Below are 22,216 nucleotides of genomic sequence, written 5' to 3'. Positions count from 1 at the left end.
TATGCGTAATGTTAATATAGCTTAATTATAAACTTATTTTTTAGCTAATATTTAACTTAATAAAATGAAAATAATTATGAAAATTAAAAACCTGTTTTTATTGACTGCAACCTTATTTTTTTTGGTTTCGTGCAGTAATAATGATGAATTTGAGACAGTAAATGTAGCTAAACCAGAATACATGTCTTTAGATGCTTTAAGATCATCAGTTGAGATTACTCCACCACAAAATATTGTTGAATCTGGTAAAATTTATGCATACAATAATTTAGTATTAATAAATGATGTTGATAGTGGAATTCATATTATAGATAATTCAGATCCAGAAAATCCGAATAAAATTGCATTTATAAAAATAATTGCAAATAAAGATATGGAGGTAAAAGGCAATTATTTATATGCTGATAGCTTAATGGATTTATTGGTTTTTGATATTTCAAATTTGGAAAATATAATTGAAGTTGCTAGGCTTAAAGATGTTTTTCCTGGTTATGTAACAATACCTGTTTCTGAAAATGTAGTTATAGATTATGGCGAAAATGGATTCAATCCGGAAGGAGTAATTGTTGGCTGGACAATTACACAGGAACAAAGAAGAATAGAAGATCAAAACTATATAAATGGAGGCGTTGTTTTTAATGATATGGCAATGGCATCAGCTGAGTCAACCGGACAGGGAGGTTCTTTAGCGCGTTTTAAAATTGTAGCTGATTATTTATATGCTGTAGACAGTCACAATATTAATATTTTCGACATTAATAATTTAGAATCTCCTGTTGAATTACAAGATGTGAATGCAGGTTTTGATATTGAAACTATTTTTAATAAAGAAAATTTACTTTTTTTAGGAAGTATGAGTGGTATGTATATTTATGATATTTCCTCACCAGAATTGCCAAAATTTATTTCAGAATTTCAACACGGTACCGCTTGTGATCCGGTTGTTGTGGATGAAAATTATGCTTATATTACTTTACGTGCTGGAAATTTTTGTGGAGCTTTTGAAAGCAGCCTTGAAATTGTAGATATTTCTGATATTTATAATTTAGAACTTGTAAAATCGTATGCTATGGATAATCCTTACGGTTTGGGAATTAAAGATAATTTACTTTTTATCTGTGACGGAACCTCTGGTTTAAAAGTATATAATAAAACGGTAATTGAAGATTTAGAACTGTTAAATACCTTTAAAAATATAACTGCTTTTGATGTAATTCCAATGGAAAATAACTTATTATTAATAGGTGATAATACACTATATCAATATAGTTATTCTAATAATGGAGTTGAATTATTGAGTGAATTTCAGTTAAATTAAAAATTGTTTTTCTCAATAAAAACGGGCTATTCAGCCTGTTTTTTTGTTTTTTTACACATTGTTTTTGATAAGTTTTAAAAATCTTATATACATTTGCAAACCAAAATCACCTATATATATAAGGTGTGTTTTATGTAAAAAAGAAAAGATTTATGGCAAAAAATTTAGTAATAGTTGAGTCACCTGCAAAAGCAAAAACAATCGAAAAGTTTTTAGGAAAAGATTTTCAAGTTGAATCAAGTTTTGGGCATATTGCAGATTTACCATCCAAAGAAATAGGAATTGATGTAGAAGGAAGTTTTATGCCAAAATATATAGTTTCTTCAGATAAGAAAGCTGTAGTTAAAAAATTGAAAGATTTAGCAAAAAGAGCAGATACTGTTTGGTTGGCTTCGGATGAGGATCGGGAAGGAGAAGCAATTGCTTGGCATTTATTTGAACAGCTTAAATTAAAAAACACCAACACAAAACGTATTGTATTTCATGAAATTACAAAAAAAGCAATATTAAAGGCTGTTGAAAACCCAAGAAGTATAGATTATAATTTAGTAAATGCACAGCAAGCTCGTAGAGTTTTAGATAGATTAGTTGGATATGAATTATCTCCAGTTCTTTGGAGGAAGATAAAAGGAGGTTTGTCTGCCGGAAGAGTGCAGTCGGTTGCTGTAAGATTAATTGTAGAAAGAGAACGTGAAATTACTGCATTTAAACCAGTAGCTACTTATAAAGTAATTGCAGAATTTGCAAATTCAGAGGGAAAAAAATTTAAGACTAGCTTGCCGAAAAATTTTGATACCAAGCAAGAAGCGGAGTCATTTTTAAATTCTTGTATTGGTGCAAATTTTAAGGTTGATGATTTGCAGAAAAAACCTGCAAAAAAGTCTCCAGCAGCACCTTTTACAACTTCAACATTACAACAAGAAGCTTCAAGAAAATTGTACTTTCCAGTTGCAAAAACAATGATGATTGCACAGCGTTTGTACGAAGCAGGTTTAATTACTTATATGAGAACAGATAGTGTAAACTTATCTGATGATGCTAAAAATGAAGCTCAGGAAGAAATTATTTCTTCATATGGAGAAGCGTATAGTAAACCAAGAAATTTCAGCAATAATTCAAAAGGTGCGCAAGAAGCGCACGAAGCAATAAGACCAACAACTATGAGTCAGCAGTCAGTTTCTGTTGATTATGATCAAGATAGATTGTATGATTTAATTTGGAAAAGAACCATTGCTTCTCAAATGAGTGATGCGGAGTTAGAACGTACTAATGTTAGAATTTCAAATTCAAATAATAGCAATATATTCACTGCGAATGGTGAAATGATAAAGTTTGAAGGGTTTTTAAAAGTATATTTAGAAGGTACAGATAATGAAGATGAAGAGCAAGAAGGAATGCTTCCAAATTTAACTAAAGGAGATGCTTTAATAAACAAAAATATTGTTGCCACAGAAAGATATTCAAGACCACCTTATAGGTATACTGAAGCTGCTTTAGTTAAAAGATTAGAAGAGTTAGGTATTGGACGTCCATCAACATACGCACCAACAATTTCAACAATTCAACGAAGAGAATATGTAGAAAAAGGGACAATTGATGGAGTTGATAGAGAATACACTCAAATAAAACTTGCAAATGGAAAAGTTACTTCTAAAGTTTTAAGTGAAAAAGTAGGATCGGATAAAGGAAAATTAGTTCCAACGGATATTGGAAATATTGTAAATGATTTTTTAGTTGAGAATTTTTCAAATATTTTAGATTTTGGATTTACTGCAAAAGTAGAATCTGAATTTGATGATATTGCCGAAGGAAAAGAGGATTGGATTTCAATGATAAAAGAATTTTACAATAATTTTCATCCAATTGTTGAAGATGTAGCAGCAAATGCAGAGAGAGCCAAAGGAGAAAGGTTGCTAGGTATAGATCCTGAAAGTGGTAAAAACGTATACGCTCGTTTAGGTAGATTTGGAGTGATGGTTCAAATTGGTGAGGCTACAGATGAAGAAAAGCCAAAATTTGCAAGTTTGCAAGGAGACCAAACATTAGCAACCATAACATTTGAAGAAGCAATGGATTTGTTTAAACTTCCAAAAAAAATTGGTGGATATGAAAATACAGATGTAATTGTTGCAAGTGGGCGTTTTGGTCCATATATTAAATATGATAAAATGTTTGTTTCAATTCCAAAGGATGAAAATCCAATGTCAATTGATATTAATAGAGCAATTGAATTAATTCAGGAAAAACAAAAAGCTGATGCTCCAATTGGTGAGTACGAAAACTTACCAATACAAAAAGGTGTTGGAAGATTTGGACCTTTTATTAAATGGAATAATACTTTTATTAATGTTAATAAAAAATATGATTTTGATAATTTAACCCAAGCCAATCTTGAAGAGTTAATTGAAGATAAAAAAAGAAAGGACATTGAAAAAGTGTTGCATAATTGGGAAGAAGAAGGAATTAGAGTAGAAAAGGCACGCTGGGGTAGATCCAATATTTTGAAAGGGAAAGTTAAAATTGAATTGCCAAAAACAATTGACGCTACTAAATTAACATTAGAAGAAGTAAAAGATATAATTGAAAAGAACACCCCAAAAAAGAAAACAACTAAAAGAAAAACAACTAAAAAATAAATTTTTTAGTTATCTTGCCATTGGAAAAAGGCACATATTTAACCCCTGAAAATGAATTTCGATTACCTAAAACCTGTCGACAATACATTATTAACTTATGCTAAAATGCAAACCAATCAAACATTTGGTCAATGCATAAAAATCTATACCGATAAAAACAATTTTCCAGATTTGTCAAATACAAAAATTGCAATTATTGGAGTTTTGGAGGGTAGAGGTGCAGTTAGTAATTATGGAACGGGGTTAGATTTAGATGAATTAAGGAAAGAACTTTACAAACTATATCCAGGAAATTGGCCAATAAATGTTGCCGATTTAGGTGATATTATTGAAGGGAATACTATTGAAGATACCTACTTTGCTTTAAATGAATTGCTAAGTTTTCTTATTAAAAGTAAAATAATCCCAATTATTATTGGAGGTGGTCAGGATTTAACATATGCAAACTACAGGGCATATGATAAACTTGAACAAACAGTAAACATTGTAGCTGTAGATAATAAATTTGATTTAGGGGCTATAGAAGATGAATTAACTTCTCAATCTTATTTGAGTAAGATTGTTATGAATCAGCCAAATAACTTATTTAATTTTTGCAATATTGGTTATCAAACATATTTTAATTCTCAAGACGAAATAGATTTACTTGATAGCTTATATTTTGACACTTATAGATTAGGTGAAGTTTTAAACTCTATTCAAATTGTAGAGCCAATATTGCGCGATGCTGATATTGTAAGTGTAGATTTGTCTTCAGTAAAGAATGCAGATGCGCCTGCAAATAAAAACGCAACTCCAAACGGACTTTCAGGTACAGAAATTTGTGCTATTTCGAGATACGCGGGTATTAGTGATAAAGTTTCTTCATTTGGTATTTTTGAATACAATCCAAAATTGGATGTTAAAAACCAAACAGCTCAATTAATTTCACAAATGATTTGGTATTTTATTGAAGGAGTTAATTATAGAGCCAATGATTATCCATTTGGATTAAAAGATCAGTATAAAAAATTTATAGTTCCTATTGAAGATCAAATTTTAAACTTTTATAAAAGCCATAAAAGTGGAAGATGGTGGATGGAAATTGGACTAAATGAAAATAATAAATTCAAAAGGCATGCGTTAATACCTTGTACATATCAAGAATATGTTAGCGCAAGTAATCAGGAAATTCCAGAAAGATGGATGCGTACCTTAAAAAAATTAGTGTAAAAATTTAAAATTAGATATAATAAAATGCTTTTTTTTTAGTTTTAAACAGATTAAATAAAATATTGTATTTTAAAATAATTAGTAATAGGTTTGCCATAATTGAATAATAAATTAATATGAAGAAAATATCATTGTATATTTCACTAGCGTTGGTTATGTTTAGCTGTGGGTCTAATGAGCAGGGTGAATTAGTTGGAGTTAAATCTTCAAGTAATTGGCATTCTGAAAGACCGCTAGGTATGACATTAATTCCAGGAGGGTCATTTACAATGGGTAAACAAAGTGAAGATGTTGCAGGTTCACTAAATTCCCCAGCCAGAACTGTAACTGTACGTCCATTTTATATGGATGAAACAGAAATAACAAATAGCGAATATAAAGAATTTGTTTATTGGGTAAGAGATTCTATTGTAAGAACAGAACTTGCATTGTTTTCAGAATTAATGTCATCAGATGGTGATCCTGTTCTAGAAGATTATAAATTTTTAAATATTGATTCAACTGACATGTCTCCTTACCAGAAGTATATGATGAAAACTTATGGAAGTTTAGGCGATCTTAATTCTCCAACTCAAGGAAAAATGTTAAATTGGGATGCAGAAATACTTTGGAATGTAAATGAATTTCCTAGTGAAGAATATGCAGAAGTAATGATTGATTCCATTTTTACACCTATTGAAGATAGTTTTGAGGGAAGAAGAATGATTAATGTGAATAAATTAAAATTTAAATATTATTGGTTAGATCAAGAAGCTGCTGCTAGAAATAAAGGTGACAGAAGAAACTTTATAAAACAAGAAACAATTAATGTGTACCCTGACACAACTGTATGGGTTAGAGATTTTAATTATTCTTATAACGATCCAATGCATCAGGATTATTTTTACCATCAAGCATTTAATGACTATCCAGTTGTTGGAGTTTCCTGGATGCAGGCAAAAGCTTTCTGTAAATGGAGAACCAAAAAGAAAAATGATTTTTTAAATTCAAAAAGAAAGCCAACACAAGTACCACAATTTAGATTGGCAACCGAAGCTGAATGGGAATATGCTGCAAGAGGTGGTCTGGAAAATGCAACCTATCCTTGGGGTGGCCCATATACAACTACAGATAGAGGATGTTTTTTAGCTAATTTTAAACCAATTAGAGGTAATTATGCTGTTGATGGAGCATTATATACTGTTGAAGCTAAATCATACCCTCCAAATGATTATGGATTATATAATATGTCTGGTAATGTTGCTGAATGGACAAATACAGCCTATAGCGAGGCATCTTACTATATTGGTTCAACAATGAACCCTAATGTTGAAATAGATAAAAATCACCGAAAAGTTATTAGAGGAGGATCTTGGAAAGATGTAGCCTATTTTTTAGAGGTAAGTACCAGAGATTATGAATATGCAGATTCAGCAAGAAGTTATATAGGTTTTAGAACAGCACAAGACTTTTTAGGAACAGATATAAATGAAAATTAAAAAATTAAGATCAACTATAAACAATTAACAAACTTAACACTTAAATTATGGCACAGAAAAATACAAAAAAAATATTTAATATGGCCTATGGCCTTGGAGCGTCAATAGTAATTATTGGAGCATTATTTAAAATTATGCATTTTAAAATAGGTTTTTTAACAGGTGGTGTAATGTTAACTATTGGTATGGCAGTTGAAGCAATTGTATTTGCAATATCTGCTTTTGAACCTGTTGATGAAGATTTAGACTGGTCTTTGGTTTATCCTGAATTAGCTGGTGGTAGATTGAGAGATAAAGATAAAGCTGAAGCTAGAGAAGCTCAAAGTTTATTATCTCAAAAATTAGACGATATGTTAAAAGAAGCAAAATTAGATGCTGGTTTAATGAAAAGTTTAGGAGATAGTATTCAAAACTTTAAAGGTGCTGCTGAAAATATTGCTCCTGCAGTAGATTCTATTGCTGCTACTAATAAATACAGTGAACAATTATCATTGGCAGCTGCTCAAATGGAATCGTTAAATAGTTTATACAAAGTTCAATTAGATAGTACTGGTAGACAGGCTGAGATAAATGAGCAAGTTGCTATAAATGCTGGTAAATTAAAAGAACAAATGGAATCTTTAGCAACCAATTTATCATCTTTAAATGGTGTATATGGAGGTATGTTATCTGCAATGTCTAATAAATAATTAGTTGTTTATTTAAAACAAATTTTATTAATCAAAAAAACTAATTAAAATGGCTTCAGGTAAATTATCACCAAGGCAAAAGATGATAAACTTAATGTATTTGGTTTTTATTGCGATGTTAGCAATGAACATGTCAAAAGAAGTTTTATCAGCTTTTGGATTTATGAATGAAAAGCTTGTAGAAAATAATTCTACGGCAACACTAAAAAATAACGAAACACTAGCCAATTTAGAAACTAAGGCTCAAGAACAGCCTGATAAATATGGAAACTTATCTAAAATTGCCAATAGCGTTAATCAATTGTCAAAAGATTTTAGTAGTTATTTAGAAACCAAAAAAACACTTTTTTTAGAAGGACAAGAAGATCCGAAGAACTATGAAGCTATGGATCAGGCTAACATTGTAGATGAACATTTTTTTAAAAATGATAAATTTACTGAAGAAGGTCAAGAATTCCTTGACCGAATTAATGGATATAAAAATAGTGTAACAGAGTTGTTAGGTGAAAATAATCCATTAAGTGCAGTAATAAACCAAAGATTTGATACATCCGATCAAAAAACTGAAGATGGAACAGAACCTTGGTTAAAAAACAGATATGAAGGATTTCCATTGATTTCAACCATAACAAATTTAACTTCTATGCAAATGGATGTTAAAACTACCGAATCTGAAATTTATAGTAGTCTTTTAGGTGGACAGTTAGAAAGTGATGTTTCAATGTCTAATTATAAAACTATTTTAATTCCTGAAAAATCTGCCTTTTTTCAAGGTGAAAATTTTAAAGGGAAAATTGTATTAGGGCGTTATGATGCATCTCTACAACCATCAGAAGTTGTTGTTAATGGAAATAAAATCACCAAAATTGAAAATGGGGGAGCTGTTCTAGACTTTCCAGCAGGAGGTGTTGGTGAGCGCGAAGTAAAAGGAAAATTTGTATTTATTGAAAATGGAGAGCCTGTTGAGATTGAAATTAACAGTTCATATGCTGTAATTCCAAAACCGAATAGTGCTGTAATTTCTGCTGATAAAATGAATGTAGTATATAGGGGTGTGCCAAACCCAATGACTATCTCAATCCCAGGAATTCCAGATAATTTGGTGACTGCAACAGCTGCAGGATTAAATAGAAGTACAGGTTCAGGTAAATATACGATGACTCCTGCTGCTGGAAGAGAGGTAACAATTAAAGTTTCTGGTAAATTGCCAAATGGACAAACTGTAAGTTCATCTCAAAATTTTAGAATCAAAGACATTCCTTCACCACAAGGAACTATCAGAAAAGAATCGGGCCACGTTACTATGCCTAAATCTAGTTTAGAAAATTCAACCGTTGGGGCTGAATTACCTGATTTTGATTTTGATTTAACGTTAAGTACAACTGGTTTTACCTTAAAAGTACCTGGACAAGGTGCAGTTGTTGTTAGAGGAAGTAGAATGGATGCGGCTGCGAAAAAAGCTATTGCGAAAGCTAAAAGAGGTGATGTGGTTACAATATTCGACATAAAATCTTCGTTAGTAGGTAACAGTGGATATAAAATAAAAAATGCTTCACCAGTAAGTATTGAAATTCAATAAACTGAAAAATTTAATGATGAGTAAGAAAAATATTGGAATTTTAATTTTGGCGTTTGTGTTGTTTCAAACAACATTTGCCCAGTCAAATCTTTTAAATGCTAAAAGACCTTCCGATATTGGTAAAAAAACAGTTGCACAATTAGCTGTAGATAATGATAAACCTTTAGAATATGGCTATGTTGATGATAGAGATATCCTTTGGTCTAAAGTGGTTTGGGAATATATAGATTTAAACGAGCGTATTAATTTACCTTTATATTATCCAGTTGACACAACGAATGTTTCCAAAAATAGAAGATCATTGTTTGATACACTTTTAAAAGGTATTAAAAATGATGATATTACTGAAGTTTATGATGATTCCTATTTTACAGCAAAAATGACAAAAGCTGAAATAAATAGAAAATTATATAGAATTGACACTACTGATGCTGGTTTTGATGAGTTAAATGCAGGTGCAGTAAATATAGATGAGTATGTTGATAAAATAAACCTGACTTCTCAAGATATTGAAGGATTTAAAATAAAAGGGCTTTGGTATTTTGACAAGCGTCAGGGTGAATTAAAGTATCGATTACTTGCTTTAGCTCCTATAGCACCAGATGTTCAAACAATGGGACGTGAAGATATTGATATTACAGAACAATTACCGCTTTTTTGGGTATGGTTTCCCGATGCAAGAAATTTATTGCACGATATGAAAGTATTTAATCCTAAAAATTCAGCATTTCCAATATCTTTTGACCATATATTAAATGCTAGAAGATTCAATTCAATTATTTATAAGGAAGAAAATATTCACGGAGATAGGGAAGTATCACAATATGTAAAAGGAAATTCATTATTTCAAGTTATTGAATCCAATAAAATTAAAGATCAAATTAGAGATAAAGAACTCGATATGTGGAATTACTAAATTGTAGTTTTAAATATAATACAAGAAACTCTTGCAATTTGCAGGAGTTTTTTGCTTTAAATATTTCTTCATAAAATGAAAGTAGATTATATAATTGTTGGTTTAGGTTTAGCGGGTTTGGCTTTTTCTAAAGAGTTAGAAAAATACGGCAAGACCTTTATTATTTTTGAAGATAATTCCCAAAATTCTTCTATTGTAGCTGGAGGAATGTACAATCCAGTTATTTTAAAGCGTTTTACACCAGTTTGGAATGCTATTGAACAACTAAAAGTTGCAATTCCTTTTTATGAAGAATTAGAAAAACAACTCAATTCAAAATATCATTATCCTGTAAATATTTATCGAATTTTTAAATCTGTTGAAGAGCAAAATAATTGGTTTATTGCAAGTGACAAGCCTATGCTTTCAGAATATATGATTCCTGAAATTGTACATGAAAAATATTTTGGAGTTTCAGCAAAATTTGGTTTCGGAAAGTTGAAAAATACCGGTAGAATTGACACAAAATCAGTATTAGAAAATTATAGAAATTACTTATTAAAAAGAAAACTAATTCATACAACAAAATTTGAATATTCTGAATTAAAAATTAAGGAAGAAACTATTGAATATAAAGATGTAAAAGCTACTAAAATCATTTTTTGTGAAGGATTTGGATTAAAAGAAAATCCGTTTTTTAATTATTTACCAATGCAAGAAGCAAAAGGTGAATTGTTAATAATACATGCACCGGATTTAAATGTTGATTTTTTAATAAAAGCAGCTGTATTTGTACTTCCTTTGGGAAATAACTATTATAAAGTTGGAGCTACTTTTAATTGGAAAGATAAATCCAAAATACCAACAGAAGAGGGTAAGATGGAATTGATAAATAAATTAGAAACGTTTATAACTGTACCATATAAAATTATAGACCATATTGCAGGAATTAGACCTACTGTAAAAGATAGAAGACCTTTAGTTGGAACGCACCCAAATTATAAAAACATAGCCATTTTAAATGGTTTAGGAACGCGAGGTGTAATGATTGCTCCAATTGCCGCAAAAGCCCTTTACAGCCACTTAGAAAAGGGTTTAGAATTGGATTCTGAAATTTCTATTGCTCGGTTTCAATAGTTTTTTTATAATTTGGATTATAGTGAACAAAAATATTAATCCATATGATTCTTGAAAAACGTAAAGAAATTGGAGCAGTTAAAATTAATACGATTACAATTGGAATAAAACTTTGTAACAAACTTAGCTTAAAAAGTAAAGTTGAAATAGCAAAAGTAATTATTGAAATTCCAACTGTAAGCCCATAAGTTACATACATTGCTCCATAATAAAATGATGGCTCCATCATATATTTAAGTTCGCAATGTGAGCAATTAGTTTTCATTTTAAATGCTTTTCTGAATTTAAAAATATTATTTTCTTCCATAAAATCACCTTCATTACATCTTGGGCATTTATTAAAAAAAATGCTATAAAGCTTTGTTCCTTTTTTAAACATATTGTTTATTAAAATTATAATAGATTTGCAAAGTTAAAATTTTTGAATTAGTTATTTGTAATAAATTATGCTAAACGCACACAATGTATCCATTTCATTTGGAGGAACCGAATTATTTTCAGGAATAACCTTTAAGTTAATTTCTGGTAATAGAGTAGGACTAATAGGAAAAAATGGAGCAGGAAAATCTACTTTACTTAAAATTGTAGCCAGAGAATTAGATTGTGATTCTGGAACCATGGCTTTTGAAAAAAATACAACTATCGGTTTTTTAAAACAAGATATTGAGTTTACTTATGGCAAAACCATTTTAGAAGAAGCCTATTCAGCTTTTGTTGAAATAAAAGAGGTGGAAAAGCAATTGGCAGAAATAAATAACCAGCTTGCAGAGCGTACTGATTATGAATCGGAAAGTTACCACACTATTTTACATGATTTAGATGATTTAACACATAGGTATGAGCTTTTAGGTGGTTATAATTACCAAGGTGAAACTGAAAAAATATTGCAAGGATTAGGTTTTAAAAGAGCAGATTTTGAAAAGTTAACAGAAACTTTTTCAGGTGGTTGGAGAATGCGTATTGAATTAGCAAAATTGTTACTTCAAAAAAATGATATTCTTTTATTGGATGAGCCTACAAACCATTTAGATATTGAATCTATAATTTGGTTGGAAAATTTTTTAAAAGGATATGCAGGAGCAGTTGTTTTGGTATCGCATGATAAAATGTTTTTGGATAACGTAACCAATAGAACTATTGAGATTTCATTGGGAAAAATTTACGATTACAATAAGCCTTACACACAGTTTTTAGAGTTAAGAAAAGACATTAAAGAAAAACAGCTTCAGGCACAAAAAAACCAAGAGAAAGAAATAAAACAAACCGAACAATTAATTGAAAAGTTCAGGTACAAAGCTTCCAAAGCAGCTTTTGCACAATCGCTAATTAAAAAGCTAGAAAAAGTAGAAAGGATTGAGGTTGATGGAGATGACAATGCCACATTAAGTATGCGTTTCCCTGTTTCAATTCAACCCGGTAAAATTATTATTGAAGCTAGTGATTTGGCTAAAAATTATGGCAGTAATCAGGTATTGGAAAATGTAGATTTATTGATTGAAAGAAACAGTAAAATTGCTTTTGTAGGTCAAAATGGTCAAGGTAAATCAACGCTAGCAAAAATGATTGTTGGTGAAATAGATTTTAATGGTGATTTAAAACTCGGACATAATGTTCAAATTGGTTATTTTGCCCAAAATCAGTCGGAATATTTAGATGGAGAAAAAACGGTACTTCAAATTATGGAAGATGCATCTACAGATGCAAACAGAACTAAAGTACGTGATATGTTAGGTTCGTTTTTGTTTAGTGGTGAAGATGTAGATAAAAAAGTAAAAGTGCTTTCCGGAGGTGAGCGTAACCGTTTAGCTTTGTGTAAAATGTTGCTAAATCCGTTTAATGTTTTAGTAATGGATGAGCCAACTAACCATTTAGATATTGCTTCAAAAAATGTATTAAAACAAGCTTTAAAGAATTTTGATGGAACTTTAATTTTGGTTTCTCACGATCGTGATTTTTTACAAGGGTTAAGCAATAAGGTTTATGAATTTAAAAATAAGGTAATTCGTGAATACTTAGGCGATATTGATTATTATTTAGAGCAACATAATTTAGAAGATTTCAGAGAAGTTGAAAAAAGAACTATTGAAAAAGAAGTTGTAATTTCAACAGGAAAAGATGCATATTTAGAAAATAAGCAAAAAGAAAAGGAATTAAAACAATTGAAAAATAAATTGAGTAAAGTTGAAAAGCAAATTGCTCAATTGGAAAGGGAAGTTTTAAATTTAGATGCTGAAATTTTTGAAAATTCTGAAGAGGTGACTTCAAATCCAGATTTTTTTAAAAATTACCAATCCAAAAAAGAATTGTTAGATGATTTAATGGATGAATGGGGAGCATTGCAAGAGGAAATAGAAACATGTTCTTAGAAGCTAAAAACAGTAGAATTCAACAAATTCATTTTTCTGAAATTTCCGATTCAGGAGTTTCATTATTTATTAAAAGAGAAGATGAGTTACACCCTTTTATTTCAGGTAATAAATACCGCAAGTTAAAGTACAATTTAGTTGAGGCTTCAAATCAAAACAAAAAAACGTTGCTAACATTTGGAGGTGCTTATTCTAATCATATTGCTGCAACTGCTGCCGCTGGTTTTCAATTCGGCTTTAAAACTATTGGTGTAATTAGAGGTGAAGAATTGGCAAATAATATTGAGGAAGTGCTTAAAAAAAATCCAACCTTAAAGTTTGCTTCTGAACATAATATGCAATTTTATTTTGTTTCCAGAAGTGAATATAGAAATAAAACATCAAAAGAATTTATTGATGATTTAAAACAGAAATTTGGCGATTTTTATTTAGTTCCTGAAGGTGGAACTAACAAATTTGCAGTGCAAGGTTGTAAAGAAATATTAACTAAAACAGATGAATTTTACGATGTTATATGTTCAGCTATTGGAACTGGTGGTACAATTTCAGGGATTATAAATTCAACAAAAAAGCATCAAAAAGTTATTGGGTTTCCTGCGTTAAAAGGAGATTTTCTTCAAAATGAAATTAAAAAATATGTACTAACTAATAAAAATTGGAGTTTAAATACTGACTATCATTTTGGAGGTTATGCTAAAGTTTCGGAAGCATTAATTCATTTTATTAATAAATTTAAAAATGAAACAGGTATTCCGCTTGATCCGGTTTATACAGGAAAAATGTTATTTGGTATTGTAGATTTAATAAAAAAAGATTATTTTGAAACAGGAACTAAAATTTTAGCAATTCATACTGGTGGTTTACAAGGAATTGAAGGTATGAATGTTTATTTGGAAAAGAAAAATTTGGAAAAAATAGTGTAATTATGAAGTTAAAGTATTTTTTAATTGGAGTGTTTACAATTAGCTTATTGGTAAGTTGTAAATCGAAAAAGAAACTTGCTGAAAAAGCTGAAAATATTCGTAAAGAAATGGTTATTAAATCTTCAAAAGATACACTATCCAATTCAATTTCAAATACTACAGCAGGCAACTCAACTATTAAAAACACCACTTTAGCTTATATAGAAACATTTAAAGATGCTGCTATGAATGAAATGCGAGTTTATGAAATTCCTGCAAGTATTACCTTGGCGCAAGGTATTTTAGAATCTTCAAGTGGAAATAGTCAATTAACAAAAAATTCTAACAATCATTTCGGTATTAAATGCCACAAAGGTTGGGAAGGTGGAAAAATTTATCACGATGATGATGAAAAAGGGGAGTGTTTTAGAGTTTATGATGATCCTGCAAATTCATTTAGAGACCACTCTTTGTTTTTAACAAGTCGCTCAAGGTATTCAAAGTTATTCAAGTTTAAAAAAGGAGATTATGTAAAATGGGCAAAAGGATTAAGTGAAGCAGGTTATGCCACAGATAGGCGTTATCCTGCAAAGTTAATTGCGCTTATTGAAAAATATGATTTGCATAAATATGATACAGAAGTTTTAGGGAAACCATTTGAAATTGTTCCAGATGCTAATACTTTTAATCATATTGTAATAAAAGGGGATACATTGTATTCAATTTCGAGAAAATATGGATTATCTGTTGATGAACTTAAAAAGTTAAATGGCTTAAATTCTAATGATATTAGTATTGGACAAACATTAATTTTATCTGAATAAATATTATATATGACAGAGAAGGAGAAAATGCTTTCAGGAAAATTGTATAATGCAAGTGATGCTGAGCTTTCATTAGAAAGGCATAATGCACGTTTATTATTTCAGAAAATTAATTCAATTGGGGATGCTAATAAGGAAGAAAGAAATAAACTTTTTTATGAATTATTTGGTGAGGTTGGCGATTCTTTATGGATTGAGCCACCATTTTATTGTGATTATGGTTATAATATTAGTTTAGGAGACAATGTTTTTTTTAATTTTAATTGTTGTATTCTCGATGTTATGCCAGTTGAAATTGGAAACAATGTGTTAATAGGACCAAATGTTCAAATTTACACAGCTACGCATCCAATAAATGCAAAAGAAAGAGCTACTATGTTAGAATTTGCGAAGCCAATTAAAATAGGAAATGATGTTTGGATTGGCGGAGGAGCAATAATTTGTCCAGGTGTAACCATTGGAAACGGAGTAGTAATTGGAGCAGGAGCTGTAGTTACTAAAAATGTTTCTGATAATGTTTTTGTTGCTGGAAATCCTGCAAAAGAAATTAAAAAGATAGCTAATTAGAGATTTCTTACAATTATTATTTTTTTGAATTTTATACAAACTTCCAGTAATTTAATTTAAAGAGCATATTTTAAATCTACTTGCCAATTATATTTTTCACCGGCATTTAAGGTTAGTAATCCTTTTTTGTTATTGAAGCTATTTGGAGCACAAGTCATAGGTTCAATAGCAATGCAATCTCTAGTGTCTGGCGTATACACTTGTAAAAAACTGTTAGGGCTTTCTGATGAAAATTCTATATTTATTTTATAATCACTTGTTTTAAAATATGATTGTGAATTTTTGGTTATAAAACAATCATCTAAAAATGTATCGTTAATTTTTAAAGGTGTTTTAAATATTAATGAAGTTTCTTCAGTAGGAATCATATTTTTATTTACCAAGTATTGTTTTTCAGCTTCAAAATCCAAAACACTTTCACTCAAATTTTTTACCTTAAAATAAGGGTGCCATCCAATTCCAAAAGGAAATGGATTTGTTCCAATATTTTTCACATCAAAATCCAAGCTAATTTTATTATTTGTAAATGTATAGGTAATATCAAAAGTGTATAAAAACGGAAATCCTTTAGCTGTTTTAGTATTTGTATAGCTAAAGGTTACTTTGGCATTATTTTCTGAAGTAGATTTTTCTTTAATAGTAAAACTTTTGTCAAAAACATGACCATGAAGACTATTATTTAAAGCGGTTTCATTTATATCAAGTTGATATGTATTATTTTCAAATTTATAAGTTCCGTTTTCAATTCTATTGGGAAAAGGAAATAAAACAGCCGAATTGTATTTGTTTTTATAGGTGTTGAGACCAATTTCGTTTGGAGTTATACCATCAATCAATTCAATGCCATTAATTATTACTTTTTGCAATGAAGCTCCTAAATTTGGATAGATTATACTTTTAAAATTTAATTTTTTATTTGAAACAATTACTTCATTAAGAAGCGGGTTTTTGTTCTCCTTAGTTGTTATACTAAACATTATTTTCTGAATTATTTTTTTTTGGAGCTCGTTTTGCGTCTTTTAAGCATTTATTTAGCATCCATTCTAACTGTCCGTTAGTTGAACGAAATTCATCTGCAGCCCATTTCTCAATTGCTTTGAGCATGTCTTCATTAATTCGTAATGCAAATGCTTTTTTCTTAGACATAATTTATTTTAAATCTTTTACAAAGGTGGTTATTATATTTGAAAGTTCCTTCATAACAGGGAGTTCAGGGTTGTTATAGGATTGCATATTTTCAGTTAAATCACCTTTAATTTCCTTAAAAATATGATTCATATTTTCAATAATTTCTAATTGAGAATTTTCATTTGATTTATGCAGTAATTCGGCATCTATATTTTTGGTTTGAATATCTTTAGAACCATTAATAATTAAAATTGGAATTTTTAATTTAGCAATTTCAGCTTGTGGATTGTATTTTATCCAAGAAATTAAAAAGGGTTGAACTTGCTTATTAAATAAAGAAATTAACATTGGATTAAATTCTTCTACAGTATTTCCAATTTTTAGTTCATTTAATATTTTTACTGTTTCATCTTTTAAAAAGGGTGCTTGTAATCCAATTTGTTCAATTAATATTTCATCTATAGATCTTCCTGCTCCTTCTAAAGAAACAAACCCATTCGCTTTTTTTTTGGCAGCAATCATACCAACCAAGCTTCCTTGGCTATGTCCTGCAACCACTATATTAGAGTAATTATCAGTTTTTATAAAATAATCAATCACACTTTCAGCTTCATTTATAAAGACTTCAAAAGTAAGTGAGTCAATTTTTTTTGTATCCTCTTTTGTGAAGGAAAGTACACTTTTATCAAATCTAAAAGTAGCTATGTTTTCCTTTGCTAAATCTTCTGCTAAAAATTTTATCGAATTATTTTTAGACATTGTACTATTTCCATTTCTATCAGTTGGTCCAGAGCCTGGAATTAAAATTAGTAACGGAGCTTTTACTTCTGAATTTATTGATAAAAGTGTTCCGTTAATTGTTGTTGAATTTGTTGGAATACTTAACTCTAACTCGCTGAATTTTATTTCCTGTGAAACTGCAAAAGTTGAAATGAGAATGATAAAAAATGAACATATTTTAGATTTCATTATGTAAAAATTTATGTTTGTAAGTGTTTAAAACTCTTTCAAGCGCTGCTTTTTTTTGAGTTCCAATTAGTATTTTTTTCCATTCATTTAATGTTGAAAAAATTACAGCTATTAAACTAATGGATATACCAATATAAACTATGGATTGATTAAAATTTTGGTCTTCAGTAAAAACTTTCATAAGATAAAATGATTAAGAATTTAGTTTTTATTTTTAGATTGATTAGCAAAAGCTGCTGAAAAAACAATTCCTACACCAACACCTAATGCAATATTGTTTAAAGCAATTCCTAAAGCCGTTCCAATTGCAATTCCAATAGCTATTCCTTTTGAAGATTTACTTAATTTATCCATTACCTATTTTTTTCTCTTTCTAAAATAACTTTAGAGAAATCACCATGTCCGTTTGCAATTGCACTTTTAACTTCCCATCCTTCTCTTGAAAATTGATTTAAAACATCCTCAAAAACAGCATCTTTTTTCCAAAAATTCTTTTTAATAACTTTGTATTCTTTCATAATGTTGGGTTTTTTATAAAGTGAAAAGAAAATAAAATAAGTTGCAAATTAAGAGGGTTAAGTAAACTAGAAATGTAACCATTTTAATGATTTAAAGTTCCTGTATTTACAATAGGAGTAGTGTCTTTATCAGAACAAAGAACTACCATTAAATTGCTGACCATAGCGGCTTTTCGTTCTTCATCTAATTCTACAATATTGTGCTTTCCTAATTTATCAATAGCCATTTCAACCATACTTACTGCACCTTCAACTATTTTATGACGCGCAGCAATTATTGCAGTTGCCTGTTGACGTTTTAACATAGCATTTGCAATTTCTTGAGCATAAGCCAAATAGCCAATACGCGCTTCCAATACTTCAATTCCTGCCATATCTAAACGTTCAGATAATTCTTGTTCTAGAGCTTCACTTACTTCATTTACACTTGCTCTTAAAGTTATTTCTTCAGCTTGGCCATCATCTTCAAAATTATCATAAGGATATAAACTAGCTAATTTTCTAACTGCAGCATCAGATTGTACACGCACAAAATTTTCGTAATTATCCACATCAAAAGCTGCTTTAAAAGTGTCCTTTACTTTCCAAACCAAAATTGTACTAATCATAATTGGGTTTCCAAGTTTGTCATTTACTTTAACACGTTCGCTATCAAAATTACTTGCCCTTAGAGAAATTCCTCTTTTTTTATAAAATGGATTTGCCCAATAAAAACCATTTTCTTTTACGGTACCAATATACTTACCAAAAAGTAAAATTACTTTTGATGTATTTGGATTTACTAAAAAGAAACCTGGAATAATAATAATTGTAAATATTACCAGAGGTATAAAAAATGCAATAGCAGAGTTTACTAAGCTAAAAATACTAGCGGCAATTAAAAGCAGTAACATAAAAAGCATAAAATAACCATTTGATACTTTTATAATTTTTTCTTGTGTCATGATTTTTGAATTTATAATGATATTAAAATGATATCATAAAGATATAAAATAATTTTTATATTTTACAAATATTTTAACAAACTTTCTTTTTACCTTTGATGAAAATATTTTAAAATGAAATCAGGTAAGACAATTTATATAGTATTAGCTTTTTTAGTTACTTTTTCAACAGTAAATGCAACTAGTCCAGATTGGGGAGCAACAGGGCATAGGACCATTGGTAAAATTGCCGAAGACTATTTAAAAGTGAAAACAAAACGTAAAATTGCTGAATTGTTAAACGGACAAAGTTTAGCATTGGTTTCAACATTTGGAGATGATATTAAGTCTGACAAGCGTTACAGAGAATTTTATACTTGGCATTTTGTAAATATGCCTTTTGGAGTTAGTTACCAGGATTCTGAAAAAAATAAGGATGGAGATTTAGTAACAGGAATTAAAAAATGTAAGGAAGTTATTTTAAATGTAAATACAAACAAGGAAGACAAGGCATTTTATTTAAAACTATTGGTGCATTTAATGGGTGATTTACATCAGCCAATGCATGTTGGTAGAAAAGAAGATAAGGGGGGAAATACCTTTCAATTACAGTGGTTTGATAACGGTACAAATTTACATTCGGTTTGGGATTCTAAAATGATAAATCATTATAATATGACTTATACTGAATTGGCTGAAAATGCAGATAAAATTACAAAAGAACAAGTTAAGTATTTACAAAATGGAACCATTGAAGATTGGGTAAATGAGACACAAACATTCGCCATTAAAGCTTATGAATCTGCTGAAATTGGAGAGAATTTACGATATAATTATATGTATGAAAACTTTGGATTGGTGCGTTCTCAATTACAAAAAGGTGGAATTCGTTTAGCTAAATTGTTGAATGAATTGTTTTCTTAATTTTATAATCAAAAATTAAACATTATAGGTATTCCAGCGTCTTTTTTCTCTTACTAATAATGATTTAAATTTATGTGGAACATCAATTTTTATTATAGTTGGTAGAAATGTTTTTGGATGCAAAAATTTTATTTCAGAAGCGCACAAAAACAAACCTTTCCCTTTATGAATTGTTTGTGCATTACCATATAATTTATCTCCTAATATAGGATGTCCAATGGAAGCCATGTGAATTCTTATTTGATGTGTTCTTCCTGTTTTTGGAGTTACTTTTAAGCAGGATAAATCGTTATATTTCAAAGACTTTACTACTTTTATTATTTCAAAATTAGTTTCAGAAGGTTTATTTTCTATCGGTAAATTTATCATTCTATTTTTACAAACTTCACCAATAACAATAGTGCAATAATTTTTTTGAATGGTTTTGTTTGTAAATTGATTTCCAAGCTCTATTTGCGCAGTTTTAGTTTTGGCAATTAATAAAATTCCAGAGGTTTGGTTGTCTAATCTGTGAACTGGAGTTGGTACAAAAAGCGCATCAGGTTCATTGCTTTTTTTTAAGTTAAAAGGAAGTGCATTTGCAACTGTTTTAAATTTATTACCACTTACGGTAATACCAGCGGGTTTATTTATAGCTGCAATATGTTCATCTTCAAAAAGCACTTCAAAGTTGTATTCAAATACTTTTGGTTGAATGCTTGGATCTTCAATTAAATCTAAAACTTGCCCAGAATTTACCCAAGTACCAGTTTGTGCAATTTCTCCATTTGCTAAAATTAAACCGCGTTTAATTGCTTTTTTAACTCCACTATTTGATGGAATATAAACCTCAAAAACCTTAGGAGCATATTCTTGTAGTCTAATTTTTTCTATGCCTTCAGGAACAATATGTGAATAAATTGTATTAATAATTTTAATTTTGGGTTAGTTTTTTTATTAATTGCCTTATACTAAAGACGCCTCTCAAACCTAAAAGTTACATTAACTTTGGTTTATAATTATTAATAAATTGTTAAAATAGCGTTTTAGAGGTACTTGTTTTTATAAAGTATTTCTAATATTTCTTTATAGTCAAAAGACAATTGAAGTTGCATTGCCTTTTCAAAGGAAAACCAATTATAATCACTAACTTCTTCTTCCTGAATTATTATTTTACCAGACCAATTTCCTAAAAAGCGATAATATTTTCGTTCTTGCCAAATACCAGTTTTTATTATTTTGGTAGGTAAAAAATTTAAATTACACTCTTCCTTAACTTCTCTAATCACATTTTCTTGAGCCGTTTCGCCTTTTTCTGCTCGTCCTCCGGGACAACCCCAAAAGCCAGGATAATTTTCGGTATAATTAGAACGCTGAAGTAATAATATTTTTTTGTTTTCTAAAATTATACCAGAAGCAGCAAGTACCATATTTATTAGTTATTGTTGGATAATTCCAATGGTAGCTGTTTGACCGGTTGTTAGATTCCATTCTTTGGATGAAATAAGATTACCATTTGCATCATAAACAGCTAATTCGGCAGTATTAGGTCCTGAAAAACCCTGATTTAAAGCTTGAAAATCTATTCTATTATATCCTTTTTCTAAATTAATATAATACACATAATAGTTTGCTTTTAAGCCAATATTATCACTTATTACTTGTTCATTTAAGTAAATTCTTATTCTGTCTCCATCAATAGCGCTGTAATCTCTACATTCAATTTTTACAGATTTTGTGCGGCTGGTTACTGTGCCTAAACTAAAGTTGCTTTTTAATTTTGCGTTTGTAACATCCTTTCCTTTCCAATATTTTTTACCAATAATATCACTATCCTCAGGCAAATTCTCCAACATGAAATTTTGGTTGGAGTTAGATTTATTTGCATTTAAATTTTTATTAATTGCTTCCGTATTCAATTGTTTTTCAATTTTAAGGTCAATTGGAGAACTAGGATTTACAGTTGAATTAAGGGTTTTGGCTTTTAATTGGTTGGTACTTGTAGTGCTATTAATTTCACTATCAATTTTTTTAATTTTTGTTGTGTCGTTTTGTGAATATGAATTAACTGAAATAACACCAATTAATAAAATACCAAGAAATAGTTTTAATGAAATCTTCATTTTTAGATTTTAATTCAAGTAATAGCAATAAAAATGCCAATTTTATAAT

25 protein-coding genes are annotated in these 22,216 nt (G+C 29.4%); 14 read left to right on the top strand and 11 right to left on the bottom strand.

The window, feature by feature from the left end:
- The first annotated feature begins 76 nt into the window (after nt 1-76).
- The 8 genes from BX611_RS01050 (at nt 77) to BX611_RS01015 (ending at nt 10,944) form a co-directional block, all read left to right on the top strand.
- Nucleotides 77-1,318, top strand: coding sequence for an LVIVD repeat-containing protein (locus BX611_RS01050; protein ID WP_115878888.1), 1,242 nt, complete (start codon nt 77-79; stop codon nt 1,316-1,318).
- A gap of 152 nt (nt 1,319-1,470) precedes the next feature.
- The gene (topA, locus tag BX611_RS01045; protein ID WP_115878886.1) at nt 1,471-3,954 is read left to right on the top strand and encodes a type I DNA topoisomerase; all 2,484 of its coding nucleotides are present in this window, start codon (nt 1,471-1,473) and stop codon (nt 3,952-3,954) included.
- A 51-nt stretch (nt 3,955-4,005) separates the two neighbouring features.
- Nucleotides 4,006-5,166: a formimidoylglutamase gene (locus tag BX611_RS01040; RefSeq protein ID WP_115877642.1), complete on the top strand. Its 1,161-nt coding sequence runs from the start codon at nt 4,006-4,008 to the stop codon at nt 5,164-5,166.
- 116 nt (nt 5,167-5,282) lie between these two features.
- Complete coding sequence (gene porK / locus BX611_RS01035; RefSeq protein WP_115877641.1) at nt 5,283-6,644, top strand: T9SS ring complex lipoprotein PorK/GldK; 1,362 nt, start codon at nt 5,283-5,285, stop codon at nt 6,642-6,644.
- A 47-nt stretch (nt 6,645-6,691) separates the two neighbouring features.
- Nucleotides 6,692-7,333 (top strand): type IX secretion system motor protein PorL/GldL, encoded by a 642-nt coding sequence (gene porL, locus BX611_RS01030; RefSeq protein ID WP_115877640.1) that lies wholly within the window; start codon nt 6,692-6,694, stop codon nt 7,331-7,333.
- Nucleotides 7,334-7,382: 49 nt separating this feature from the next.
- Nucleotides 7,383-8,912: a type IX secretion system motor protein PorM/GldM gene (porM, locus tag BX611_RS01025; protein ID WP_115877639.1), complete on the top strand. Its 1,530-nt coding sequence runs from the start codon at nt 7,383-7,385 to the stop codon at nt 8,910-8,912.
- 16 nt (nt 8,913-8,928) lie between these two features.
- Nucleotides 8,929-9,828, top strand: a complete 900-nt coding sequence (gene porN, locus BX611_RS01020) for a type IX secretion system ring subunit PorN/GldN (protein ID WP_115877638.1) — start codon at nt 8,929-8,931, stop codon at nt 9,826-9,828.
- A gap of 75 nt (nt 9,829-9,903) precedes the next feature.
- Nucleotides 9,904-10,944, top strand: coding sequence for an NAD(P)/FAD-dependent oxidoreductase (locus BX611_RS01015; RefSeq protein ID WP_115877637.1), 1,041 nt, complete (start codon nt 9,904-9,906; stop codon nt 10,942-10,944).
- Here the strand turns inward: BX611_RS01015 and BX611_RS01010 are convergent.
- Entirely contained in the window at nt 10,925-11,251 is a 327-nt protein-coding gene (locus tag BX611_RS01010; RefSeq protein ID WP_262510535.1) for a DUF983 domain-containing protein, read from the bottom strand. The two genes, BX611_RS01015 and BX611_RS01010, sit on opposite strands and share 20 nt — an antisense overlap.
- A gap of 139 nt (nt 11,252-11,390) precedes the next feature.
- Between BX611_RS01010 and BX611_RS01005 the strand changes: the two genes are divergently transcribed.
- From BX611_RS01005 to BX611_RS00990, 4 genes are read left to right on the top strand one after another with little or no spacing between them, the layout of a single operon-like run.
- Nucleotides 11,391-13,310 carry an ABC-F family ATP-binding cassette domain-containing protein gene (locus BX611_RS01005; protein ID WP_115877635.1) on the top strand — a complete coding sequence of 640 codons (1,920 nt, stop codon included), beginning with the start codon at nt 11,391-11,393 and terminating at the stop codon, nt 13,308-13,310.
- Nucleotides 13,271-14,233, top strand: a complete 963-nt coding sequence (locus BX611_RS01000) for a 1-aminocyclopropane-1-carboxylate deaminase/D-cysteine desulfhydrase (protein WP_394340452.1) — start codon at nt 13,271-13,273, stop codon at nt 14,231-14,233. The genes BX611_RS01005 and BX611_RS01000 overlap by 40 nt, the downstream gene beginning before the upstream one ends.
- A gap of 2 nt (nt 14,234-14,235) precedes the next feature.
- Entirely contained in the window at nt 14,236-15,036 is an 801-nt protein-coding gene (locus tag BX611_RS00995; RefSeq protein WP_115877633.1) for a glucosaminidase domain-containing protein, read from the top strand.
- Nucleotides 15,037-15,045: 9 nt separating this feature from the next.
- Complete coding sequence (locus tag BX611_RS00990; protein ID WP_115877632.1) at nt 15,046-15,603, top strand: sugar O-acetyltransferase; 558 nt, start codon at nt 15,046-15,048, stop codon at nt 15,601-15,603.
- Between the two features lie 56 nt (nt 15,604-15,659).
- On the opposite strand, the gene BX611_RS00985 is transcribed toward BX611_RS00990, so the two are convergent.
- From BX611_RS00985 to BX611_RS00960, 7 genes are all read right to left on the bottom strand, one after another.
- A complete protein-coding gene (locus tag BX611_RS00985; protein WP_115877631.1) occupies nt 15,660-16,580 on the bottom strand; it encodes an aldose 1-epimerase in 921 nt (306 codons plus the stop codon).
- Nucleotides 16,573-16,749, bottom strand: coding sequence for an Arc family DNA binding domain-containing protein (locus BX611_RS00980; protein WP_115877630.1), 177 nt, complete (start codon nt 16,747-16,749; stop codon nt 16,573-16,575). Before BX611_RS00980 ends, BX611_RS00985 begins: the two co-directional genes overlap by 8 nt.
- A 3-nt stretch (nt 16,750-16,752) precedes the next feature.
- Complete coding sequence (locus BX611_RS00975; protein ID WP_115877629.1) at nt 16,753-17,700, bottom strand: alpha/beta hydrolase; 948 nt, start codon at nt 17,698-17,700, stop codon at nt 16,753-16,755.
- A complete protein-coding gene (locus tag BX611_RS00970) occupies nt 17,690-17,881 on the bottom strand; it encodes a hypothetical protein (protein WP_115877628.1) in 192 nt (63 codons plus the stop codon). The genes BX611_RS00975 and BX611_RS00970 overlap by 11 nt, the downstream gene beginning before the upstream one ends.
- A 20-nt stretch (nt 17,882-17,901) precedes the next feature.
- Nucleotides 17,902-18,054, bottom strand: a complete 153-nt coding sequence (locus BX611_RS14980; protein WP_162880007.1) for a hypothetical protein — start codon at nt 18,052-18,054, stop codon at nt 17,902-17,904.
- Complete coding sequence (locus BX611_RS00965) at nt 18,054-18,218, bottom strand: DUF4177 domain-containing protein (protein WP_115877627.1); 165 nt, start codon at nt 18,216-18,218, stop codon at nt 18,054-18,056. The genes BX611_RS14980 and BX611_RS00965 overlap by 1 nt, the downstream gene beginning before the upstream one ends.
- A gap of 83 nt (nt 18,219-18,301) precedes the next feature.
- A complete protein-coding gene (locus tag BX611_RS00960) occupies nt 18,302-19,162 on the bottom strand; it encodes an SPFH domain-containing protein (RefSeq protein WP_115877626.1) in 861 nt (286 codons plus the stop codon).
- Nucleotides 19,163-19,276: 114 nt separating this feature from the next.
- Between BX611_RS00960 and BX611_RS00955 the strand changes: the two genes are divergently transcribed.
- Nucleotides 19,277-20,065: a S1/P1 nuclease gene (locus BX611_RS00955; protein ID WP_115877625.1), complete on the top strand. Its 789-nt coding sequence runs from the start codon at nt 19,277-19,279 to the stop codon at nt 20,063-20,065.
- A gap of 15 nt (nt 20,066-20,080) precedes the next feature.
- On the opposite strand, the gene BX611_RS00950 is transcribed toward BX611_RS00955, so the two are convergent.
- On the bottom strand, nt 20,081-20,728 hold the full coding sequence (locus BX611_RS00950; protein WP_240324955.1) for an RluA family pseudouridine synthase: 648 nt from the start codon (nt 20,726-20,728) through the stop codon (nt 20,081-20,083).
- Nucleotides 20,729-20,759: 31 nt separating this feature from the next.
- On the opposite strand from BX611_RS00950, the gene BX611_RS15225 reads away from it, so the two are divergent.
- Complete coding sequence (locus BX611_RS15225; RefSeq protein ID WP_262510527.1) at nt 20,760-20,891, top strand: hypothetical protein; 132 nt, start codon at nt 20,760-20,762, stop codon at nt 20,889-20,891.
- A 199-nt stretch (nt 20,892-21,090) separates the two neighbouring features.
- Here the strand turns inward: BX611_RS15225 and BX611_RS00945 are convergent, their stop codons facing one another.
- Together BX611_RS00945 and BX611_RS00940 are read right to left on the bottom strand one after the other, a co-directional pair.
- The gene (locus BX611_RS00945) at nt 21,091-21,474 is read right to left on the bottom strand and encodes an NUDIX hydrolase (protein ID WP_115877623.1); all 384 of its coding nucleotides are present in this window, start codon (nt 21,472-21,474) and stop codon (nt 21,091-21,093) included.
- Between the two features lie 9 nt (nt 21,475-21,483).
- A complete protein-coding gene (locus BX611_RS00940) occupies nt 21,484-22,167 on the bottom strand; it encodes a hypothetical protein (RefSeq protein WP_115877622.1) in 684 nt (227 codons plus the stop codon).
- Nucleotides 22,168-22,216 lie beyond the last annotated feature (49 nt).

It is taken from the genome of Lutibacter oceani, from assembly GCF_003384935.1.
Classification (GTDB): domain Bacteria; phylum Bacteroidota; class Bacteroidia; order Flavobacteriales; family Flavobacteriaceae; genus Lutibacter; species Lutibacter oceani.
The sequence above is the reverse complement of the archived record's forward strand: the minus strand, read 5'-3'. Positions and strand labels throughout refer to the sequence as shown.